At 72.3% G+C, this 14,732-nt stretch carries 13 protein-coding genes; 3 read left to right on the plus strand and 10 right to left on the minus strand.

The window, feature by feature from the left end; all coding sequences use genetic code 11:
- Nucleotides 1-29: 29 nt before the first annotated feature.
- Nucleotides 30-1,166, minus strand: coding sequence for a molecular chaperone DnaJ (dnaJ, locus tag ACWCPN_RS01775; RefSeq protein ID WP_451201782.1), 1,137 nt, complete (start codon nt 1,164-1,166; stop codon nt 30-32).
- Nucleotides 1,167-2,183, minus strand: a complete 1,017-nt coding sequence (hrcA, locus tag ACWCPN_RS01780) for a heat-inducible transcriptional repressor HrcA (protein WP_451201783.1) — start codon at nt 2,181-2,183, stop codon at nt 1,167-1,169. It abuts the gene before it with no gap.
- Between the two features lie 159 nt (nt 2,184-2,342).
- On the opposite strand from hrcA, the gene ACWCPN_RS01785 reads away from it, so the two are divergent.
- Both ACWCPN_RS01785 and ACWCPN_RS01790 read left to right on the plus strand, forming a co-directional pair.
- Entirely contained in the window at nt 2,343-3,065 is a 723-nt protein-coding gene (locus tag ACWCPN_RS01785) for an MBL fold metallo-hydrolase (RefSeq protein ID WP_451201784.1), read from the plus strand.
- 34 nt (nt 3,066-3,099) lie between these two features.
- Nucleotides 3,100-3,909: a DUF3097 domain-containing protein gene (locus ACWCPN_RS01790; RefSeq protein ID WP_451201785.1), complete on the plus strand. Its 810-nt coding sequence runs from the start codon at nt 3,100-3,102 to the stop codon at nt 3,907-3,909.
- Nucleotides 3,910-3,939: 30 nt separating this feature from the next.
- Here ACWCPN_RS01790 and hemW read toward each other — a convergent pair whose 3' ends face one another.
- From hemW to lepA, 4 genes are all read right to left on the minus strand, one after another.
- The gene (hemW, locus tag ACWCPN_RS01795; RefSeq protein ID WP_451201787.1) at nt 3,940-5,172 is read right to left on the minus strand and encodes a radical SAM family heme chaperone HemW; all 1,233 of its coding nucleotides are present in this window, start codon (nt 5,170-5,172) and stop codon (nt 3,940-3,942) included.
- A gap of 27 nt (nt 5,173-5,199) precedes the next feature.
- Nucleotides 5,200-7,011: a SpoIIE family protein phosphatase gene (locus ACWCPN_RS01800; protein WP_451202272.1), complete on the minus strand. Its 1,812-nt coding sequence runs from the start codon at nt 7,009-7,011 to the stop codon at nt 5,200-5,202.
- A 190-nt stretch (nt 7,012-7,201) separates the two neighbouring features.
- Nucleotides 7,202-9,076: an AMP-dependent synthetase/ligase gene (locus ACWCPN_RS01805; protein ID WP_451201788.1), complete on the minus strand. Its 1,875-nt coding sequence runs from the start codon at nt 9,074-9,076 to the stop codon at nt 7,202-7,204.
- 261 nt (nt 9,077-9,337) lie between these two features.
- The gene (lepA, locus tag ACWCPN_RS01810; RefSeq protein WP_451201789.1) at nt 9,338-11,212 is read right to left on the minus strand and encodes a translation elongation factor 4; all 1,875 of its coding nucleotides are present in this window, start codon (nt 11,210-11,212) and stop codon (nt 9,338-9,340) included.
- A gap of 226 nt (nt 11,213-11,438) precedes the next feature.
- On the opposite strand from lepA, the gene rpsT reads away from it, so the two are divergent.
- Entirely contained in the window at nt 11,439-11,705 is a 267-nt protein-coding gene (gene rpsT / locus ACWCPN_RS01815; protein WP_199210489.1) for a 30S ribosomal protein S20, read from the plus strand.
- A 194-nt stretch (nt 11,706-11,899) separates the two neighbouring features.
- Here the strand turns inward: rpsT and ACWCPN_RS01820 are convergent, their stop codons facing one another.
- The 4 genes from ACWCPN_RS01820 to ACWCPN_RS01835 form a co-directional block, all read right to left on the minus strand.
- On the minus strand, nt 11,900-12,295 hold the full coding sequence (locus tag ACWCPN_RS01820) for a nuclear transport factor 2 family protein (RefSeq protein ID WP_451201790.1): 396 nt from the start codon (nt 12,293-12,295) through the stop codon (nt 11,900-11,902).
- A 117-nt stretch (nt 12,296-12,412) separates the two neighbouring features.
- Nucleotides 12,413-13,402, minus strand: a complete 990-nt coding sequence (gene holA, locus ACWCPN_RS01825; RefSeq protein WP_451201792.1) for a DNA polymerase III subunit delta — start codon at nt 13,400-13,402, stop codon at nt 12,413-12,415.
- Between the two features lie 111 nt (nt 13,403-13,513).
- Nucleotides 13,514-13,759, minus strand: a complete 246-nt coding sequence (locus ACWCPN_RS01830; RefSeq protein WP_199210492.1) for a hypothetical protein — start codon at nt 13,757-13,759, stop codon at nt 13,514-13,516.
- Between the two features lie 73 nt (nt 13,760-13,832).
- Complete coding sequence (locus tag ACWCPN_RS01835) at nt 13,833-14,708, minus strand: arylamine N-acetyltransferase family protein (RefSeq protein ID WP_451201793.1); 876 nt, start codon at nt 14,706-14,708, stop codon at nt 13,833-13,835.
- Nucleotides 14,709-14,732 lie beyond the last annotated feature (24 nt).

The following is a 14,732-nucleotide window of genomic DNA, read 5'->3' on the forward strand; positions in this document are numbered from 1 at the left end:
GCTGGGCCGAGGGGCTCGGCCCGTCTCCCTCAGCGCCCGTTGAACGCGTCCTTCAGCCGCGAGAACAGCCCCTGCTGCCCCGGCTGGAACTGCCCCTGCGGACGCTCCTCGCCCCGCAGCTTCGACAGCTCGCGCAGCAGCCGCTCCTGCTCGGGGTCCAGCTTGGTCGGGGTGGTGACCTCGACGTGGACGATCAGGTCGCCCCGGCCGCCGCCGCGCAGATGCGTGACGCCCCGGGTGTGCAGCGGGATCGACTGGCCGGACTGCGTGCCCGGCCGGATGTCGACCTCCTCCAGGCCGTCCAGCGTCTCCAGCGGGACCTTGGTGCCGAGAGCCGCCGCGGTCATCGGGATGGTGACCGTGCAGTGCAGGTCGTCGCCGCGCCGCTGGAACGTCGAGTGCGGCAGCTCGTGGATCTCGACGTAGAGGTCGCCGGCCGGACCGCCGCCGGGGCCGACCTCGCCCTCGCCGGCGAGCTGGATGCGGGTGCCGTTGTCGACACCGGCCGGGATCTTCACGGTGAGGGTGCGGCGGGAGCGCACCCGGCCGTCGCCCGCGCACTCCGGGCACGGGGTCGGCACGACCGTGCCGAAGCCCTGGCACTGGGGGCAGGGGCGGGAGGTCATGACCTGGCCCAGGAAGGACCGGGTGACCTGCGACACCTCACCGCGGCCGCGGCACATGTCACACGTCTGGGCGGTCGTGCCCGGAGCCGCGCCCTCGCCGCTGCAGGTGTTGCAGACGACCGCGGTGTCGACCTGGATGTCCTTGGTCGTGCCGAAGGCCGCCTCGTCCAGCTCGACGTCGATCCGGATCATCGCGTCCTGGCCGCGCCGCGTGCGCGAGCGGGGCCCGCGCTGCGACGCCGTGCCGAAGAACGCGTCCATGATGTCGGAGAAGTTGCCGAAGCCACCGGCCCCGAAGCCGCCCGCGCCCGCGCCGCCCGACTGGGAGAGCGGGTCGCCGCCGAGGTCGTAGACCTGCTTCTTCTGCGGGTCCGACAGCACCTCGTAAGCGGCGTTGATCTCCTTGAACCGCTCCTGGGTCTTCGGATCGGGGTTGACGTCCGGGTGCAGCTCGCGCGCGAGCCGACGGAACGCCTTCTTGATCTCATCCTGCGACGCGTCGCGGCGCACGCCGAGAACGGCGTAGTAGTCCGTGGCCACTTACGACTCCGCCAGGATCTGTCCGACGTACCGTGCCACTGCGCGTACCGCTCCCATCGTTCCCGGGTAGTCCATGCGGGTCGGTCCGACCACGCCGAGCTTGGCAACCGCCTCGCCGCCCGAACCGTAGCCGACCGACACGACGGACGTGGAGTTGAGTCCCTCGTGTGCGTTCTCGTGCCCGATGCGCACCATCACGCCCGGGTCCTTCGCCTCGCCGAGGAGCTTGAGGAGCACGACCTGCTCCTCGAGGGCCTCCAGGACGGGGCGGATCGTGAGGGGAAAGTCATGTCCGAAGCGGGTGAGATTGGCCGTGCCGCCGATCATCAGCCGCTCCTCGTTCTCCTCGACCAGTGTCTCCAGCAGAGTGGAGAGCACTGTGGAGACCGTACCGCGATCCTCGTGGTCGAACGCCTCGGGGAGGTCCTCGACCAGGCGCGGCACGTCGGTGAACCGGCGGCCCGCGACCCGGCTGTTGAGCCTCGCCCTGAGGTCGGCGAGGGCCGTCTCCCCGAACGGCGCCGGGCAGTCCACCATCCGCTGCTCGACCCGGCCGGTGTCCGTGATCAGCACGAGCATCACGCGCGCGGGGGCGAGCGAGAGCAGCTCCACGTGCCGCACGGTGGACCGGGTCAGGGACGGGTACTGCACGACGGCGACCTGCCGGGTCAGCTGCGCGAGCAGCCGCACCGTGCGCGCGACGACGTCGTCGAGGTCGACGGCGCCCTCGAGGAAGTTCTGGATCGCCCGGCGCTCGGGCCCCGTCATCGGCTTGACGCCCGCGAGCTTGTCCACGAACAGCCGGTAGCCCTTGTCGGTGGGGATGCGCCCGGCGCTGGTGTGCGGCTGGGCGATGTATCCCTCGTCCTCCAGGGCGGCCATGTCGTTGCGCACGGTCGCCGGGGACACGCCGAGACTGTGCCGCTCGGTGAGCGCCTTGGAACCGACCGGCTCCTCGGTGCCCACGTAGTCCTGGACGATGGCGCGCAGCACCTGAAGTCTGCGTTCACTCAGCATCCGCGCGCACCTCCAGCACGTCTTCCGCTCGGCCCTCGGTCGTCCGCCTGGCACTCTGCGTGTCCGAGTGCCAGCGGTACCCGGCCAGTGTACGGCCGTGGGGTACTCACTGGGCAAGGTCGGTCCCGCCGTACCCCGTCCTACCGTTAGCGTCGCGTCATGACCGTGACTTGGGAAGAGCTGGGATGGGAGCGGTTGGCCGACGGGGTCGGGCGGTGCCGGCTGCCCGGCTGGGACTGCACCGCGGGCCTGGTGCTCGGGGCGGGCACGGCGCTGATGGTGGACGCCGGATCGAGCCTCGCCGAGGGCGCGCGGCTGCGGAAGCGGGCGGAGCGGCTCACCGGGCACCGTGTGACCCATCTCGCGCTCACCCATCCCCACTTCGACCACGTCTTCGGGGCGTCCGCCCTGGCGGGGGCCGAGGTGTACGCGGCGGTCGGCATGGACGCGGTGCTGGCGCACGAGCGCGAGGAACTGCGCCTGGACGCGGTCAGGAACGGACTGCCGATACCGGACGCCGACGAGGCGGTGGACGCCCTGGCGCCGCCCCGGCGCCTGGTCTCGGGCGAGTGGACGCTGGACCTCGGCGACGGTCGTCAGGTGCTGCTGGCCAACGTGGGCCCGGGCCACACCGCCCACGATCTGGCGGTGCTGGTGCCGGGCGTCCCGGAGGTCGTCTTCTGCGGCGACCTGGTGGAGGAGTCTGGTGAGCCGCAGGCGGGCCCGGACGCGGTCCCGTCCCGCTGGCCGGACGCCCTCGACCGCCTGCTGTCCCTGGGCGGTGAGGACGCGCTGTACGTGCCCGGTCACGGAGCGGTGGTGGACGCGGCGTTCGTCCGGCGTCAACGGGACGAGCTGGCGGCGCGTTTCGGCGTGTCATGAGCACAGGGCCGCCGGTTCTCCTATCGTCGTCCGAATGCGCCAGTACACCTCGGATCTGACCCCGCCGTGGAAGAAGTCCCAGCCCGTGCCGGAGGTCGCGGCGGAGCCGGGACTGGTGGTGGAGGAGCCCGGGACCGGTTTCTGCGGGGCGGTGATCGGCTGCGAGGCGGGCACGGTGACGCTGGAGGACCGCTTCGGCAAGCACCGGGTGTTCCCGCTGGAGCCGCGCGGTTTCCTGCTGGAGGGCAGGGTGGTGACCCTGGTGCGGCCGCCGTCGGGTCCGGCGCGGCCCACCCGTACGGCGTCCGGTTCGGTGGCCGTTCCCGGCGCACGCGCGCGCGTGGCCCGCGCCGGCCGCATCTACGTCGAGGGCCGGCACGACGCCGAGCTGGTCGAGAAGGTGTGGGGCGACGACCTGCGCATCGAGGGCGTGGTCGTGGAGTACCTGGAGGGCGTGGACGATCTGCCGTCGATCGTCGCGGAGTTCGCGCCGGGCCCGGACGCGCGGCTGGGTGTCCTGGTGGACCACCTGGTGCCGGGCACGAAGGAGTGGCGCATCGCCCAGTCGGTGACGAGCGAGCACGCGCTGGTCGTCGGGCACCCGTACATCGACGTCTGGGAGGCGGTGAAGCCCGCCGCTCTGGGCATCCGGTCCTGGCCCCGCGTCCCGCGCGGCCAGGACTGGAAGACCGGCGTGTGCCGGTCCCTGGGCTGGCCGGAGAACACGGGCGCGGCCTGGCAGCACATCCTGTCCCGGGTGCGGTCCTACAAGGACCTGGAGCCGGATCTGCTGGGACGGGTGGAGGAACTGATCGACTTCGTCACGGGCGACGGCGAGGTCTGACGCCCTCGCGGGCGCCGGGCGCCGGAGCGATCAGTCCACCAGGTCCCGTACCACCGCGTCCGCCAGCAGGCGGCCGCGCAGGGTCAGGACGGCGCGGCCCGCGCCGTACGGGCCCTCCTGGAGGAGGCCGTCCGCCAGGGCCCGCCGTGAGGCCGCCAGGCCGTCCTGCTTCAGCAGGGACAGCGGGGCGCCCTCCCGCAGCCGCAGCTCCAGCAGGATCCGCTCCACCCGCCGGTCCTCGTCCGAGAGCAGTTCGCGTCCCGCGCCCGGGGACCGGCCCGAGGCCAGGGCCGCCGCGTAGGCGCCCGGGTGCTTGACGTTCCACCAGCGCACCCCGCCCACGTGCGAGTGGGCCCCGGGTCCGGCGCCCCACCAGTCCGCGCCCCGCCAGTACAGCTCGTTGTGCAGGCAGCGCCCGGACTCGGAGGTGGCCCAGTTGGAGACCTCGTACCAGTCGAAGCCCGCGGCGGACAGCCTCTCCTCGGCGATCAGGTAGCGGTCCGCGTGGACGTCGTCGTCCGTCATCGGGACCTCGCCGCGGCGGATGCGGCGGGCGAGCTGGGTGCCCTCCTCGACGATCAGGGCGTAGGCGCTGACGTGGTCGGGGCCCGCGCCGATCGCCGCGTCCAGCGAGGCCCGCCAGTCGTCGTCGCTCTCCCCCGGGGTGCCGTAGATCAGGTCCAGGTTGACGTGCTCGAAGCCCGCGGCCCGGGCCTCCGCCACGCAGGCCTCGGGACGGCCGGGGGTGTGCGTGCGGTCCAGGATCCGCAGCACGTGCTGCCGGGCGCTCTGCATGCCGAAGGAGATCCGGTTGAAGCCGCCCTCGCGGAGGGTGGCGAGGTAGGCCGGGTCGACCGACTCCGGGTTCGCCTCGGTCGTGATCTCCGCGTCCGGCGCCAGACCGAACTCGTCCCGGATCGCCGCGAGCATGCGGACCAGGTCGTCGGCGGCCAGCAGGGTGGGCGTGCCGCCGCCCACGAAGACGGTGCGGACCTGGCGGGGATCGTCGCCGAGCACCTTCCGCGCCAGCCGGATCTCGTCCGTCAGGGTGTCCGCGTAGTTGTCCCGGGAGGCGAGCACGCCGCCGGTGCCGCGCAGCTCGGTGGCGGTGTACGTGTTGAAGTCGCAGTAGCCGCAGCGGGTCGCGCAGTACGGGACGTGCAGGTAGAACCCGAGGGGGCGATCGGGGGCCCCGGCGAGCGCGGAGGCGGGCAGCGCGCCGTCGTCGGGGACGGGCTCACCGTCGGGGAGTGCGGAAGGCATGTCCCCCATTGTCCCGTACGGCGGGACTCACCCCGCCTGGAGCACCAGCAGGGCCAGGTCGTCCTCGGGCTGGCCGCCGCCGAAGTCGTGCACGAGGCGGCGGATCCGCTCGGCGATCTCCTCGGCGTTCAGGCCCGCGCAGCCGGACAGGGCCCGCGCGAGCCCGTCGCCGTCGTCGAACTGGCGGGAGCCCGAGCGCCGCTCGGTGACGCCGTCGGTGACGCACAGCAGGCTGTCGCCGGGCCGCAGCTCGACGGTCTCGCTGGTGTAGGTCTCGTCCTCGACGACGCCGAGCAGGGTCTGCGGGCGGGCGGCGGTGCGCACCTGGCCGTCGGGGTCCAGCAGCAGCGGCAGGGGATGCCCTGCGGAGGCGAGGGTGCAGCGGACGCCGCCGTCCGCGTGGGGCGTCAGCTCGCCGTAGAGCAGGGACAGGAAGCGGGTCTGCGGTCCGTCCCCGGCGGCCACCGGCCGGCCGCCGGCCGCGACCAGCGCGCGGGCCGCGGCGTCGGCGGCCTCGGTGGCGTCGTCGAGGAGGAGCTGGTTGAGCCGGTCCAGGACGTCGGCGACCCGGTAGCCCTCGCGGGCGAGCAGGCGCAGCCACGGCCGGGCGAGCCCGATCACGACGGCCGCCTCCGGGCCCTTGCCCTGGACGTCGCCCACGGCGAAGCACCAGCGGCCGTCGCCCGCCGGGAACAGGTCGTAGAAGTCGCCGCTCGGGCCGCCCTTGTCGCGGGGCTCGTAGACGAGGGCGCTGCTCATCCCGGGGATCTCGGCGACCGCTCCGGGCAGCAGCCCGCGCTGCAGGACGGCGCTGATGGTGGCCTGCCGGGCGTACTGCCGGGCCGCGCCGATGGCGAGGGCCACCCGGCGGCTCAGGTCCTCGACCAGGCCGGTGACCTCGGCGGGAAACCGGGGCTGTCCGCACCGCCCGAGGACCAGGGTGCCGAGCGGGCGGCCGCCGGCGATGAGGCGGAAGGCGAGGGCCGTGCCGTGGGTGCCGAGCGCCTCACCGGGCCAGGGGTAGGGCTCGGGGTCGGGCCTCAGGCCCTCCGGCGGCCGGGGCGGGTCCTTCTCCAGGGCGCGGTGCAGTTCCTCGGCGCGGTCCTCGCCGGCCACCCAGACCCGGGCGGGCGCGCCGCCGTCGCCGCCGCGTACGGTCGCCTCGTCCTCCAGCCACACCGCGCACCAGTCGGCGAGCCGGGGCACGATCAGGCGGCCGGTGAGGGCGGCGACCAGGTTCTCGTCGAGCTGTCCGGCGAGCAGGTCGGAGGCCTCGGCGAGGAAGGACAGCGCGCCCCGGCCGAGCCAGTCCCGGTCGCGTCCGGCGCCCCGGGGCCGCGGGGCGAGGACCTCGGCGACGTCCAGGGCGTGATCGGGGGCGGGTCCGTCCAGGGGTTCGCCGCCGGGGCGCAGCCGCGCCCACACGGTCTTCCCGCCCCGGCGGTAGGTGACGCCCCAGGACTCGGCGAGGACGGCGATCAGGCGCAGTCCGCGCCCGTACTCGGACATCTCGTACGGTGCCTCGCCGGTGCCGGGGTCGCGCGGGGCGCGGGCCGGATGGCGGTCGCCGACCTCGACCACGAGGGCGCCGGTCGCCTCCAGGCGCCAGTCCACCTCGATGTCGGTGCCGGCGTGGACGACGGCGTTGGTGACGAGCTCGCTGACGACGGCCATGGCGTCGTCGACGAACCGCCGGGACACCCCGGGGACGTCGGCGAGCGCGGCGCGCACCAGGGCGCGCGCGGAGCCCGGGGCGAGGGGGCTGCCGGGCAGGCCGGCGTGCCCGCGCACCACCGGGGCGTGGGTGTCGTTCTCCCGCTGCGTCGGTATGGCCGCCATGTCCATGCGGCCAGGGTGACAGACAGGACGCGAGCCAATGCGGTGAGTGACCGAAGCGGGCGGCAACGCAAGGGAACTGTGCTACCGAGGCGCAGGAAGACGGTCAGTTCCGGGCGGGATGCGAAGCCAGTCGGAACGACGGCGGGGGCCGCACCGCCGGTGGGGCCCCCGCCGTCCTCCCTTCACGGCGTCAGGACTCCCGGGTCCCGGCGTACATCTCGTCGATGAGGTGCTTGTACTCCCGCTCCACGACCGGCCGCTTCAGCTTCAGGCTCGGCGTGATCTCGCCGTGCTCCACGTCGAGATCACGGGGCAGCAGCCGGAACTTCTTGATGGTCTGCCAGCGCTGCAGGCCCTCGTTGAGCTCCTTGACGTAGCCGTCGACCATCTCGACGGTCTGCGGGGCGGCCACCACCTCGGCGTACGACTTGCCGTCGAGGCCGTTGTCCTTGGCCCACTGCTGGATCGCGATCTCGTCGAGGGCGATGAGGGCGGTGCAGTAGTTCCGGTCGGCGCCGTGCACCAGGATGTTGGAGACGTAGGGGCACACCGCCTTGAACTGGCCCTCGACCTCGGCCGGCGCGACGTACTTGCCGCCGGAGGTCTTGATGAGGTCCTTCTTGCGGTCGGTGATGCGCAGGTAGCCGTCGGGGGACAGCTCGCCGATGTCACCGGTGTGGAACCAGCCGTCGGACTCCAGCACCTCGGCGGTCTTCTCGGGCTGCTGGTGGTAGCCGTCCATGATGCCGGGGCCGCGCAGCAGGATCTCGCCGTCGTCGGCGATGCGGACCTCGGTGCCGGGCAGCGGCTTGCCGACGGTGCCGGTGCGGTACGCCTCGCCGGGGTTGACGAAGGAGGCCGCGGAGGACTCGGTGAGGCCGTAGCCCTCCAGGATGTGGATGCCGGCGCCGGCGAAGAAGAAGCCGATCTCGGGGGCGAGCGCGGAGGCACCGGAGACGCAGGCGCGCAGCCGGCCGCCGAAGGCCTCGCGGAGCTTGCCGTAGACGAGGGTGTCGGCGACCTTGTGCTTGGCGCCCAGGCTGAACGGCACCGAGTGGGCGCCGGTGCGCCGGAAGTTGTCCTGCGAGACCTTGGCGTACTCGCGGGCGACCTCGGAGGCCCACTGGAAGATCCTGTACTTGGCCGCGCCGCCCTCGCGGGCCTTGGCCGCGACGCCGTTGTAGACCTTCTCGAAGATGCGCGGCACGGCCGCCATGTACGTCGGCCGCACCACCGGGAGGTTCTCGATGATCTTGTCGACGCGTCCGTCGACGGCGGTGACGTGCCCGACCTCGATCTGCCCGGAGGTGAGCACCTTGCCGAAGACGTGCGCCAGCGGCAGCCACAGGTACTGCACGTCGTCACCGCTGACCAGGCCGGTCGAGGCGATCGCCTTGGCCATGTAGGCCCAGTTGTCGTGCGGCAGGCGCACGCCCTTGGGGCGGCCGGTGGTGCCGGAGGTGTAGATCAGGGTGGCGAGCTGGTCCCTGGTGATCGCGCCGACCCGCTCCTTGATCAGCTCGGGGTGCTTCTCCAGGTAGGCGGCACCGCGCTGCTCCAGCTCGGTGAGGGTGGTCACCCAGTCGCTGGTCTCGACGCCGGCCGGGTCGATGACGACGACCTTGGTCAGCGCGGGCAGCTCGGCGCGCTTCTCCGCGGCCTTGGCGAGCTGGGCCGCGTCCTCGGCGATCAGGACCCGGCTGTCGGAGTCGGCGAGGATGAACGCCGACTCGTCGGCGTTGGTCTGCGGATAGATCGTGGTGGTGGCACCGCCCGCGCACATGATGCCGAGGTCGGCGAGGATCCACTCGACCCGGGTGGAGGCGGCGAGGGCGACACGCTGCTCCGGCTGGACGCCCAGTTCGATGAGGCCGGCGGCGATGGCGTAGACCCGCTCGGCCGCCTCGCCCCAGCTGAGCGACTTCCAGTCGTCGGGGCCCTCCCCGGAGGCCGGGGGCACGGGATGGCGGTAGGCCTCGGCCTCCGGTGTGGCCGCCACGCGCTCCAGGAAGAGGGCCGCCACGGACGGCGGACGGTTCTCGATCAGGGTCTGTGTGTCGCTCACGACATCCTCCGGGGCCCGCGACGGTGCGGCTGGCTCAGGTGCGGCTGGGTTGACTCACGGTGGGGTTGGGACTCGTTGTTTAACTCGCGAGTAACTATCGAGCAGGGATCAGGTTAAGGGGCGACCGGCCGCTGCGTAAGGGGCATCGGCCTGTCACTTTCCACGCAGAGCGACGTCGCACACGCACAGGGGCCCGCCGCACTTTCGCACGACGGGCCCCTCCGTGTCCGGTTTGCGGACGTGACCGGCTGTAACCCCTGGTTACTTCTTGCCCTTGGCCGACCCCGCGCTGTCATCGCTGGACAGGACGGCGATGAAGGCTTCCTGCGGAACCTCCACGGAACCCACCATCTTCATCCGCTTCTTGCCTTCCTTCTGCTTCTCCAGCAGCTTCCGCTTACGGGAGATGTCACCGCCGTAGCACTTGGCGAGGACGTCCTTGCGGATGGCGCGGATGGTCTCGCGGGCGATGACCCGGGAGCCGATGGCGGCCTGGACGGGCACCTCGAAGGCCTGCCGCGGGATGAGCTCGCGCAGCTTGGCGACGAGCCGCACGCCGTACGCGTAGGCCGCGTCCTTGTGGGTGATCGCCGAGAAGGCGTCCACCTTGTCGCCGTGCAGCAGGATGTCGACCTTGACCAGGCTCGACGTCTGCTCGCCGGTGGGCTCGTAGTCCAGCGAGGCGTAGCCGCGGGTCTTGGACTTCAGCTGGTCGAAGAAGTCGAAGACGATCTCCGCCAGCGGCAGCGTGTAGCGGATCTCGACCCGGTCCTCCGAGAGGTAGTCCATGCCGAGCAGGGTGCCGCGCCGGGTCTGGCACAGCTCCATGATCGAGCCGATGAACTCGGTGGGCGCGAGGATGGTGGCCCGCACGACCGGCTCGTAGACCTCGCTGATCTTGCCTTCGGGGAACTCGCTCGGGTTGGTGACCGTGTACTCGGTCCCGTCCTCCATGAGCACCCGGTAGACCACGTTGGGGGCGGTGGCGATCAGGTCGAGACCGAACTCGCGCTCCAGCCGCTCCCGGATCACGTCCAGGTGCAGCAGGCCGAGGAAGCCGACGCGGAAACCGAAGCCGAGGGCGGCGGACGTCTCCGGCTCGTAGACCAGCGCGGCGTCGTTGAGCTGCAGCTTGTCCAGGGCCTCGCGCAGCTCGGGGTAGTCGGAGCCGTCCAGCGGATACAGGCCCGAGAACACCATGGGCTTCGGGTCCTTGTAGCCGCCGAGCGCCTCCGTGGCGCCCTTGGCCTGGCTGGTGACGGTGTCACCGACCTTGGACTGGCGGACGTCCTTCACACCGGTGATCAGGTAGCCCACCTCGCCCACGCCGAGACCGTCGGCGGGGAGCATCTCGGGCGAGTTGGTCCCGATCTCCAGCAGTTCGTGCGTGGCGCCGGTCGACATCATCCGGATGCGCTCACGCTTGTTGAGCTGGCCGTCGATGACACGGACGTACGTCACGACACCGCGGTAGGAGTCGTAGACCGAGTCGAAGATCATCGCGCGGGCGGGGGCGTCGGCGACCCCGACCGGCGCCGGGATCTCCTTGACGACCCTGTCCAGCAGGGCGTCGACGCCCAGGCCGGTCTTGGCGGAGACCTTGAGCACGTCGTCCGGGTCGCAGCCGACCAGGTTCGCCAGCTCCTCGGCGAACTTCTCCGGCTGCGCGGCCGGCAGGTCGATCTTGTTCAGCACGGGGATGATCGTGAGGTCGTTCTCCATCGCCAGGTACAGGTTGGCGAGGGTCTGCGCCTCGATGCCCTGGGCGGCGTCGACGAGGAGGACGGTCCCCTCACAGGCGGCCAGCGACCGCGACACCTCGTAGGTGAAGTCGACGTGACCCGGGGTGTCGATCATGTTGAGGATGTGGGTCGTGCCCTGGTCGGGGCCCTCGGTCGGGGCCCAGGGCAGACGCACCGCCTGGGACTTGATCGTGATGCCGCGCTCGCGCTCGATGTCCATCCGGTCGAGGTACTGAGCACGCATCTGCCGCTGCTCGACCACACCGGTCAGCTGGAGCATCCGGTCGGCGAGCGTGGACTTGCCGTGGTCGATGTGCGCGATGATGCAGAAATTGCGGATCAGCGCCGGGGCGGTACGGCTCGGCTCGGGCACATGGTTAGGGGTCGCGGGCACGCAGGGTCCTGTCTCTTGAGGCGCCTTATGCCTCGGGTCGGATCGATACGTAGTCTCCATGGTCCCACGCGGAGGGACCGAGGACCGTTTTGGGCCGCCCGCAGGGCCACTGGTACTGTAGATGGCTGTGCCTCATGCCCTCTCAGCGCGAGGCACGTCCAGGAAATTTTGGATCACCGGTACGGGACCCGAGCGGCCCCGCACCAGAACCTGAAAAGGCTCCTTCGTGGCGAACATCAAGTCCCAGATCAAGCGGATCAAGACCAACGAGAAGGCTCGGCTGCGCAACAAGGCCGTCAAGTCCTCCCTGAAGACCGCGATCCGCAAGGCCCGTGAGGCCGCTGCCGCGGGTGACACCGAGAAGGCCACCGAGCTGCAGCGCGCTGCCGCGCGTGCGCTCGACAAGGCCGTCTCCAAGGGCGTCATCCACAAGAACCAGGCCGCCAACAAGAAGTCGGCGCTTGCTTCCAAGGTCGCGTCCCTCCAGGGCTGAACCTCCTTTCTGATCTGATCTGACCGCCGGAAGGACCCAGAGCGGGCCCTCTCTCATCCGCTCCCGTCCGGCACCCCGGATCCGCACGCGGCCTGCGTTCGCCACGCGGGTGCGGATCCCAGAGTCTGATCCGAAGGCCCCGGCGCTCTCCCTTCCCCAGGGCGGGCGGCGGGGCCTTCGGCATGCCCCGGGCCTCAGCCCCAGAACTCGTTCTCCTTGTCGACGTCGTCGACGCACTCGTCGATGTCGGTGATCCTGTCGCCGACGATGCGCAGGACGAGGCAGCCGTCCACGCGGTGGCGCCTGCCCTCCCGCTCGGCGGTGATGTGGTGCAGGGCCACGGCATGACCCCGGCCGTCGACGAACACGTGACGCAGCTCCGCGCGGAAGCTGCCGCCGGTCTCCTGGAAGAGCCTGCGGTACATGCCCATCACCGCGTCCTGGCCCTTGAAGTCGCCCGAGAGCGCGTGGCTGCCGGGCACGTGGTGCGTGACGTCCGCCGTCATCAGCCCGCGCAGGGTATCCAGGTCGACCCGGAGGAAGGCGTCGTAGACCTCGCGGACGAGGGTCGCGTGGGGGTGCTCAGCCATGGCGATCGCCACCTTCCAGTGCGTCGGCGAGGTACGGCCGATACGTACGATTCTCCTCGCCGACGGCCACGGGGCGACTGGATCAGGCCCGCCCTCCGGCACGGTGGGCGCCTGTCGTCAGCCCCGGCCTCGGGAACGCGCGGCCCGGGCGATGGTCACGACCGCCTTCTCCAGCGCGTACTCGGGGTCGTCACCGCCGCCCTTCACGCCCGCGTCGGCCTCGGCGACCGCGCGCAGCGCCACGGCCACGCCGTCCGGTGTCCAGCCGCGCATCTGCTGGCGCACCCGGTCGATCTTCCAGGGCGGCATGCCCAGCTCCCGCGCGAGGTCCGCCGGCCGGCCGCCGCGCGCCGAGGAGAGCTTGCCGATCGCCCGGACTCCCTGGGCCAGCGCGCTGGTGATGAGCACCGGGGCCACGCCGGTCGCCAGCGACCAGCGGAGCGCCTCCAGCGCCTCCGCCGTCCGTCCCTCCACGGCCCGGTCGGCGACCGTGAAACTGGAGGCCTCGGCCCGCCCGGTGTAGTACCGGCCGACGACCGCCTCGTCGATCGTCCCCTCGACGTCGGCGACGAGCTGCGACACCGCGGAGGCCAGCTCCCGCAGATCGCTGCCGATGGCGTCGCAGAGCGCCTGGCAGGCCTCCGGCGTCGCCGACCTGCCGAGCGAGCGGAACTCGCCCCGCACGAAGGCCAGCCGGTCCGCCGGCTTGGTCATCTTCGGGCAGGCCACCTCCCGCGCGCCCGCCTTGCGCGCGGCGTCCAGCAGCCCCTTGCCCTTCGCGCCGCCCGCGTGCAGCAGCACGAGGGTGATCTCCTCCGCGGGCGATCCGAGGTACGCCTTCACGTCCTTGACCGTGTCGGCCGAGAGGTCCTGCGCGTTGCGTACGACCACGACCTTGCGCTCGGCGAAGAGCGAGGGACTCGTCAGCTCGGCGAGCGTGCCGGGCTGCAACTGGTCCGGCGTCAGGTCCCGTACGTCGGTGTCGGCGTCGGCGGCCCGGGCGGCGGCCACCACCTCCCGCACGGCACGGTCGAGCAGCAGGTCCTCCTGGCCCACGGCGAGGGTCACCGGGGCGAGAGGGTCGTCATTCGCAGTCTTTCTGGCCATCGCCTACAGCATCCCACGCGGCACCGACAGCGGACCGGCCCGCGCACCCGGACCGGAACCCGGCCCCTCCCCCGTCCGGACCCCGGCCCGCGCCCCGAGCGGGGCCGGGGGTCACGGCTCCTCGCGCCAGCCGTCCCACCGGCCCGCGAACTCGTCCAGTTCGGCGGGGTCGAGGCGGCCGGCCTCGTCGCGCAGCGCCAGCAGCCACTGGGCGTCCTCGGCGTCGTCCTCCCCGGCCAGCGCGTCCCGGACCGGCCGCGGATCCTCGTCGATGCCGAAGTGCTCCGCGAGCGCCTCGGCCACCTCCTCGGCGGTGTCGCGGTCGGGCAGCACCAGCACATGTCTCACATCGCTCACGGACACATTGTCCGGCACCGGGCACGGGCCGGTCCGGCCGACCTTGCCCAGCCCGCCTGGTCAGCCCGCCTGGTCAGCCCGCCTGGTCCCCCTGCCGCACCGCCGGCACGGCGGCCAGCTCGATCCCGAACACCTCCCGGTAAAGCGCCAGCACCTCCTCGTCCGTCGCCGGCTCCCGTGTCTCCTTGCTCCCGCCGGGTGACGTGGTGGTCAGCACGCGTCCGCCGAGGGTGATCCGTCCGCCGTCCTCGGTCACCCGTGAGCACACCAGGGACCGGGTGAAGTGCGAACGCGGCGAGGTGCTGTGCCACCAGGCCCCGCCCGTGAAGTCCCCGAGCGCCCGCGGCCGCGTCTCCAGCCGGTACTGCGGGCCGCCGTCCCGCAGCACGTCCAGGTCCGCGCCCCCGGCCGCCGAGCCCGCCCCGGCACCGGTCACCCGGGCCGCGTCCGGGGCCGCGCCGGTCACACCGGCCGGGTCCGGACCGGCCTCCGTGACCCGGAACGTCCCGCCGGGGTCCGTCTGCTCACCGCGGTCGGCGAGCGCCAGCGGGAAGTGGCTGTGCGCCCCGAACCCGACATCGGCGAGCCAGTCGGTGCCGTCCGCCGCGCGCACCCGCAGCGCGAGATGGTCGTACGGGATGCCGAGGCGCCCTTCGCTCCCGTACACCCGCCCCGCCAGCAGCGCGACCTCGTAGCCGAGGGCGGCGAGCAACGCCCCGAAGGCGCCGTTCAGTTCGTAGCAGAAGCCGCCGCGCCGCCGTCCGACCACCTTGTCCAGCAGCCGCTCCTCCTCCAGGACGATCTCCTCACCCAGGTGGATGGAGAGGTTCTCGAAGGGGACCGTCAGCAGATGGCGCAGGTGCAACTCGCGCAGTGCCCCGGCGGTGGGCTGCTGCGGGCGCGCGGCCCCGATCCGGCGGAGGTAGGCGTCTGCCTGGGCTGAGTTCATGTGCCCAGTCTGGGCGAACACCGG

Source organism: Streptomyces sp. NPDC002386 (assembly GCF_053593175.1).

Coding starts and splice junctions, on each gene's coding strand:
- hrcA (WP_451201783.1), bottom strand. CDS start 2,183: ATGCTGAGTGAACGCAGACTTCAGGTGCTGCGCGCCATCGTCCAGGAC.
- ACWCPN_RS01785 (WP_451201784.1), top strand. CDS start 2,343: ATGACCGTGACTTGGGAAGAGCTGGGATGGGAGCGGTTGGCCGACGGG.
- ACWCPN_RS01790 (WP_451201785.1), top strand. CDS start 3,100: ATGCGCCAGTACACCTCGGATCTGACCCCGCCGTGGAAGAAGTCCCAG.
- hemW (WP_451201787.1), bottom strand. CDS start 5,172: ATGCCTTCCGCACTCCCCGACGGTGAGCCCGTCCCCGACGACGGCGCG.
- ACWCPN_RS01800 (WP_451202272.1), bottom strand. CDS start 7,011: ATGGCGGCCATACCGACGCAGCGGGAGAACGACACCCACGCCCCGGTG.
- ACWCPN_RS01820 (WP_451201790.1), bottom strand. CDS start 12,295: ATGGCTGAGCACCCCCACGCGACCCTCGTCCGCGAGGTCTACGACGCC.
- holA (WP_451201792.1), bottom strand. CDS start 13,402: ATGGCCAGAAAGACTGCGAATGACGACCCTCTCGCCCCGGTGACCCTC.
- ACWCPN_RS01835 (WP_451201793.1), bottom strand. CDS start 14,708: ATGAACTCAGCCCAGGCAGACGCCTACCTCCGCCGGATCGGGGCCGCG.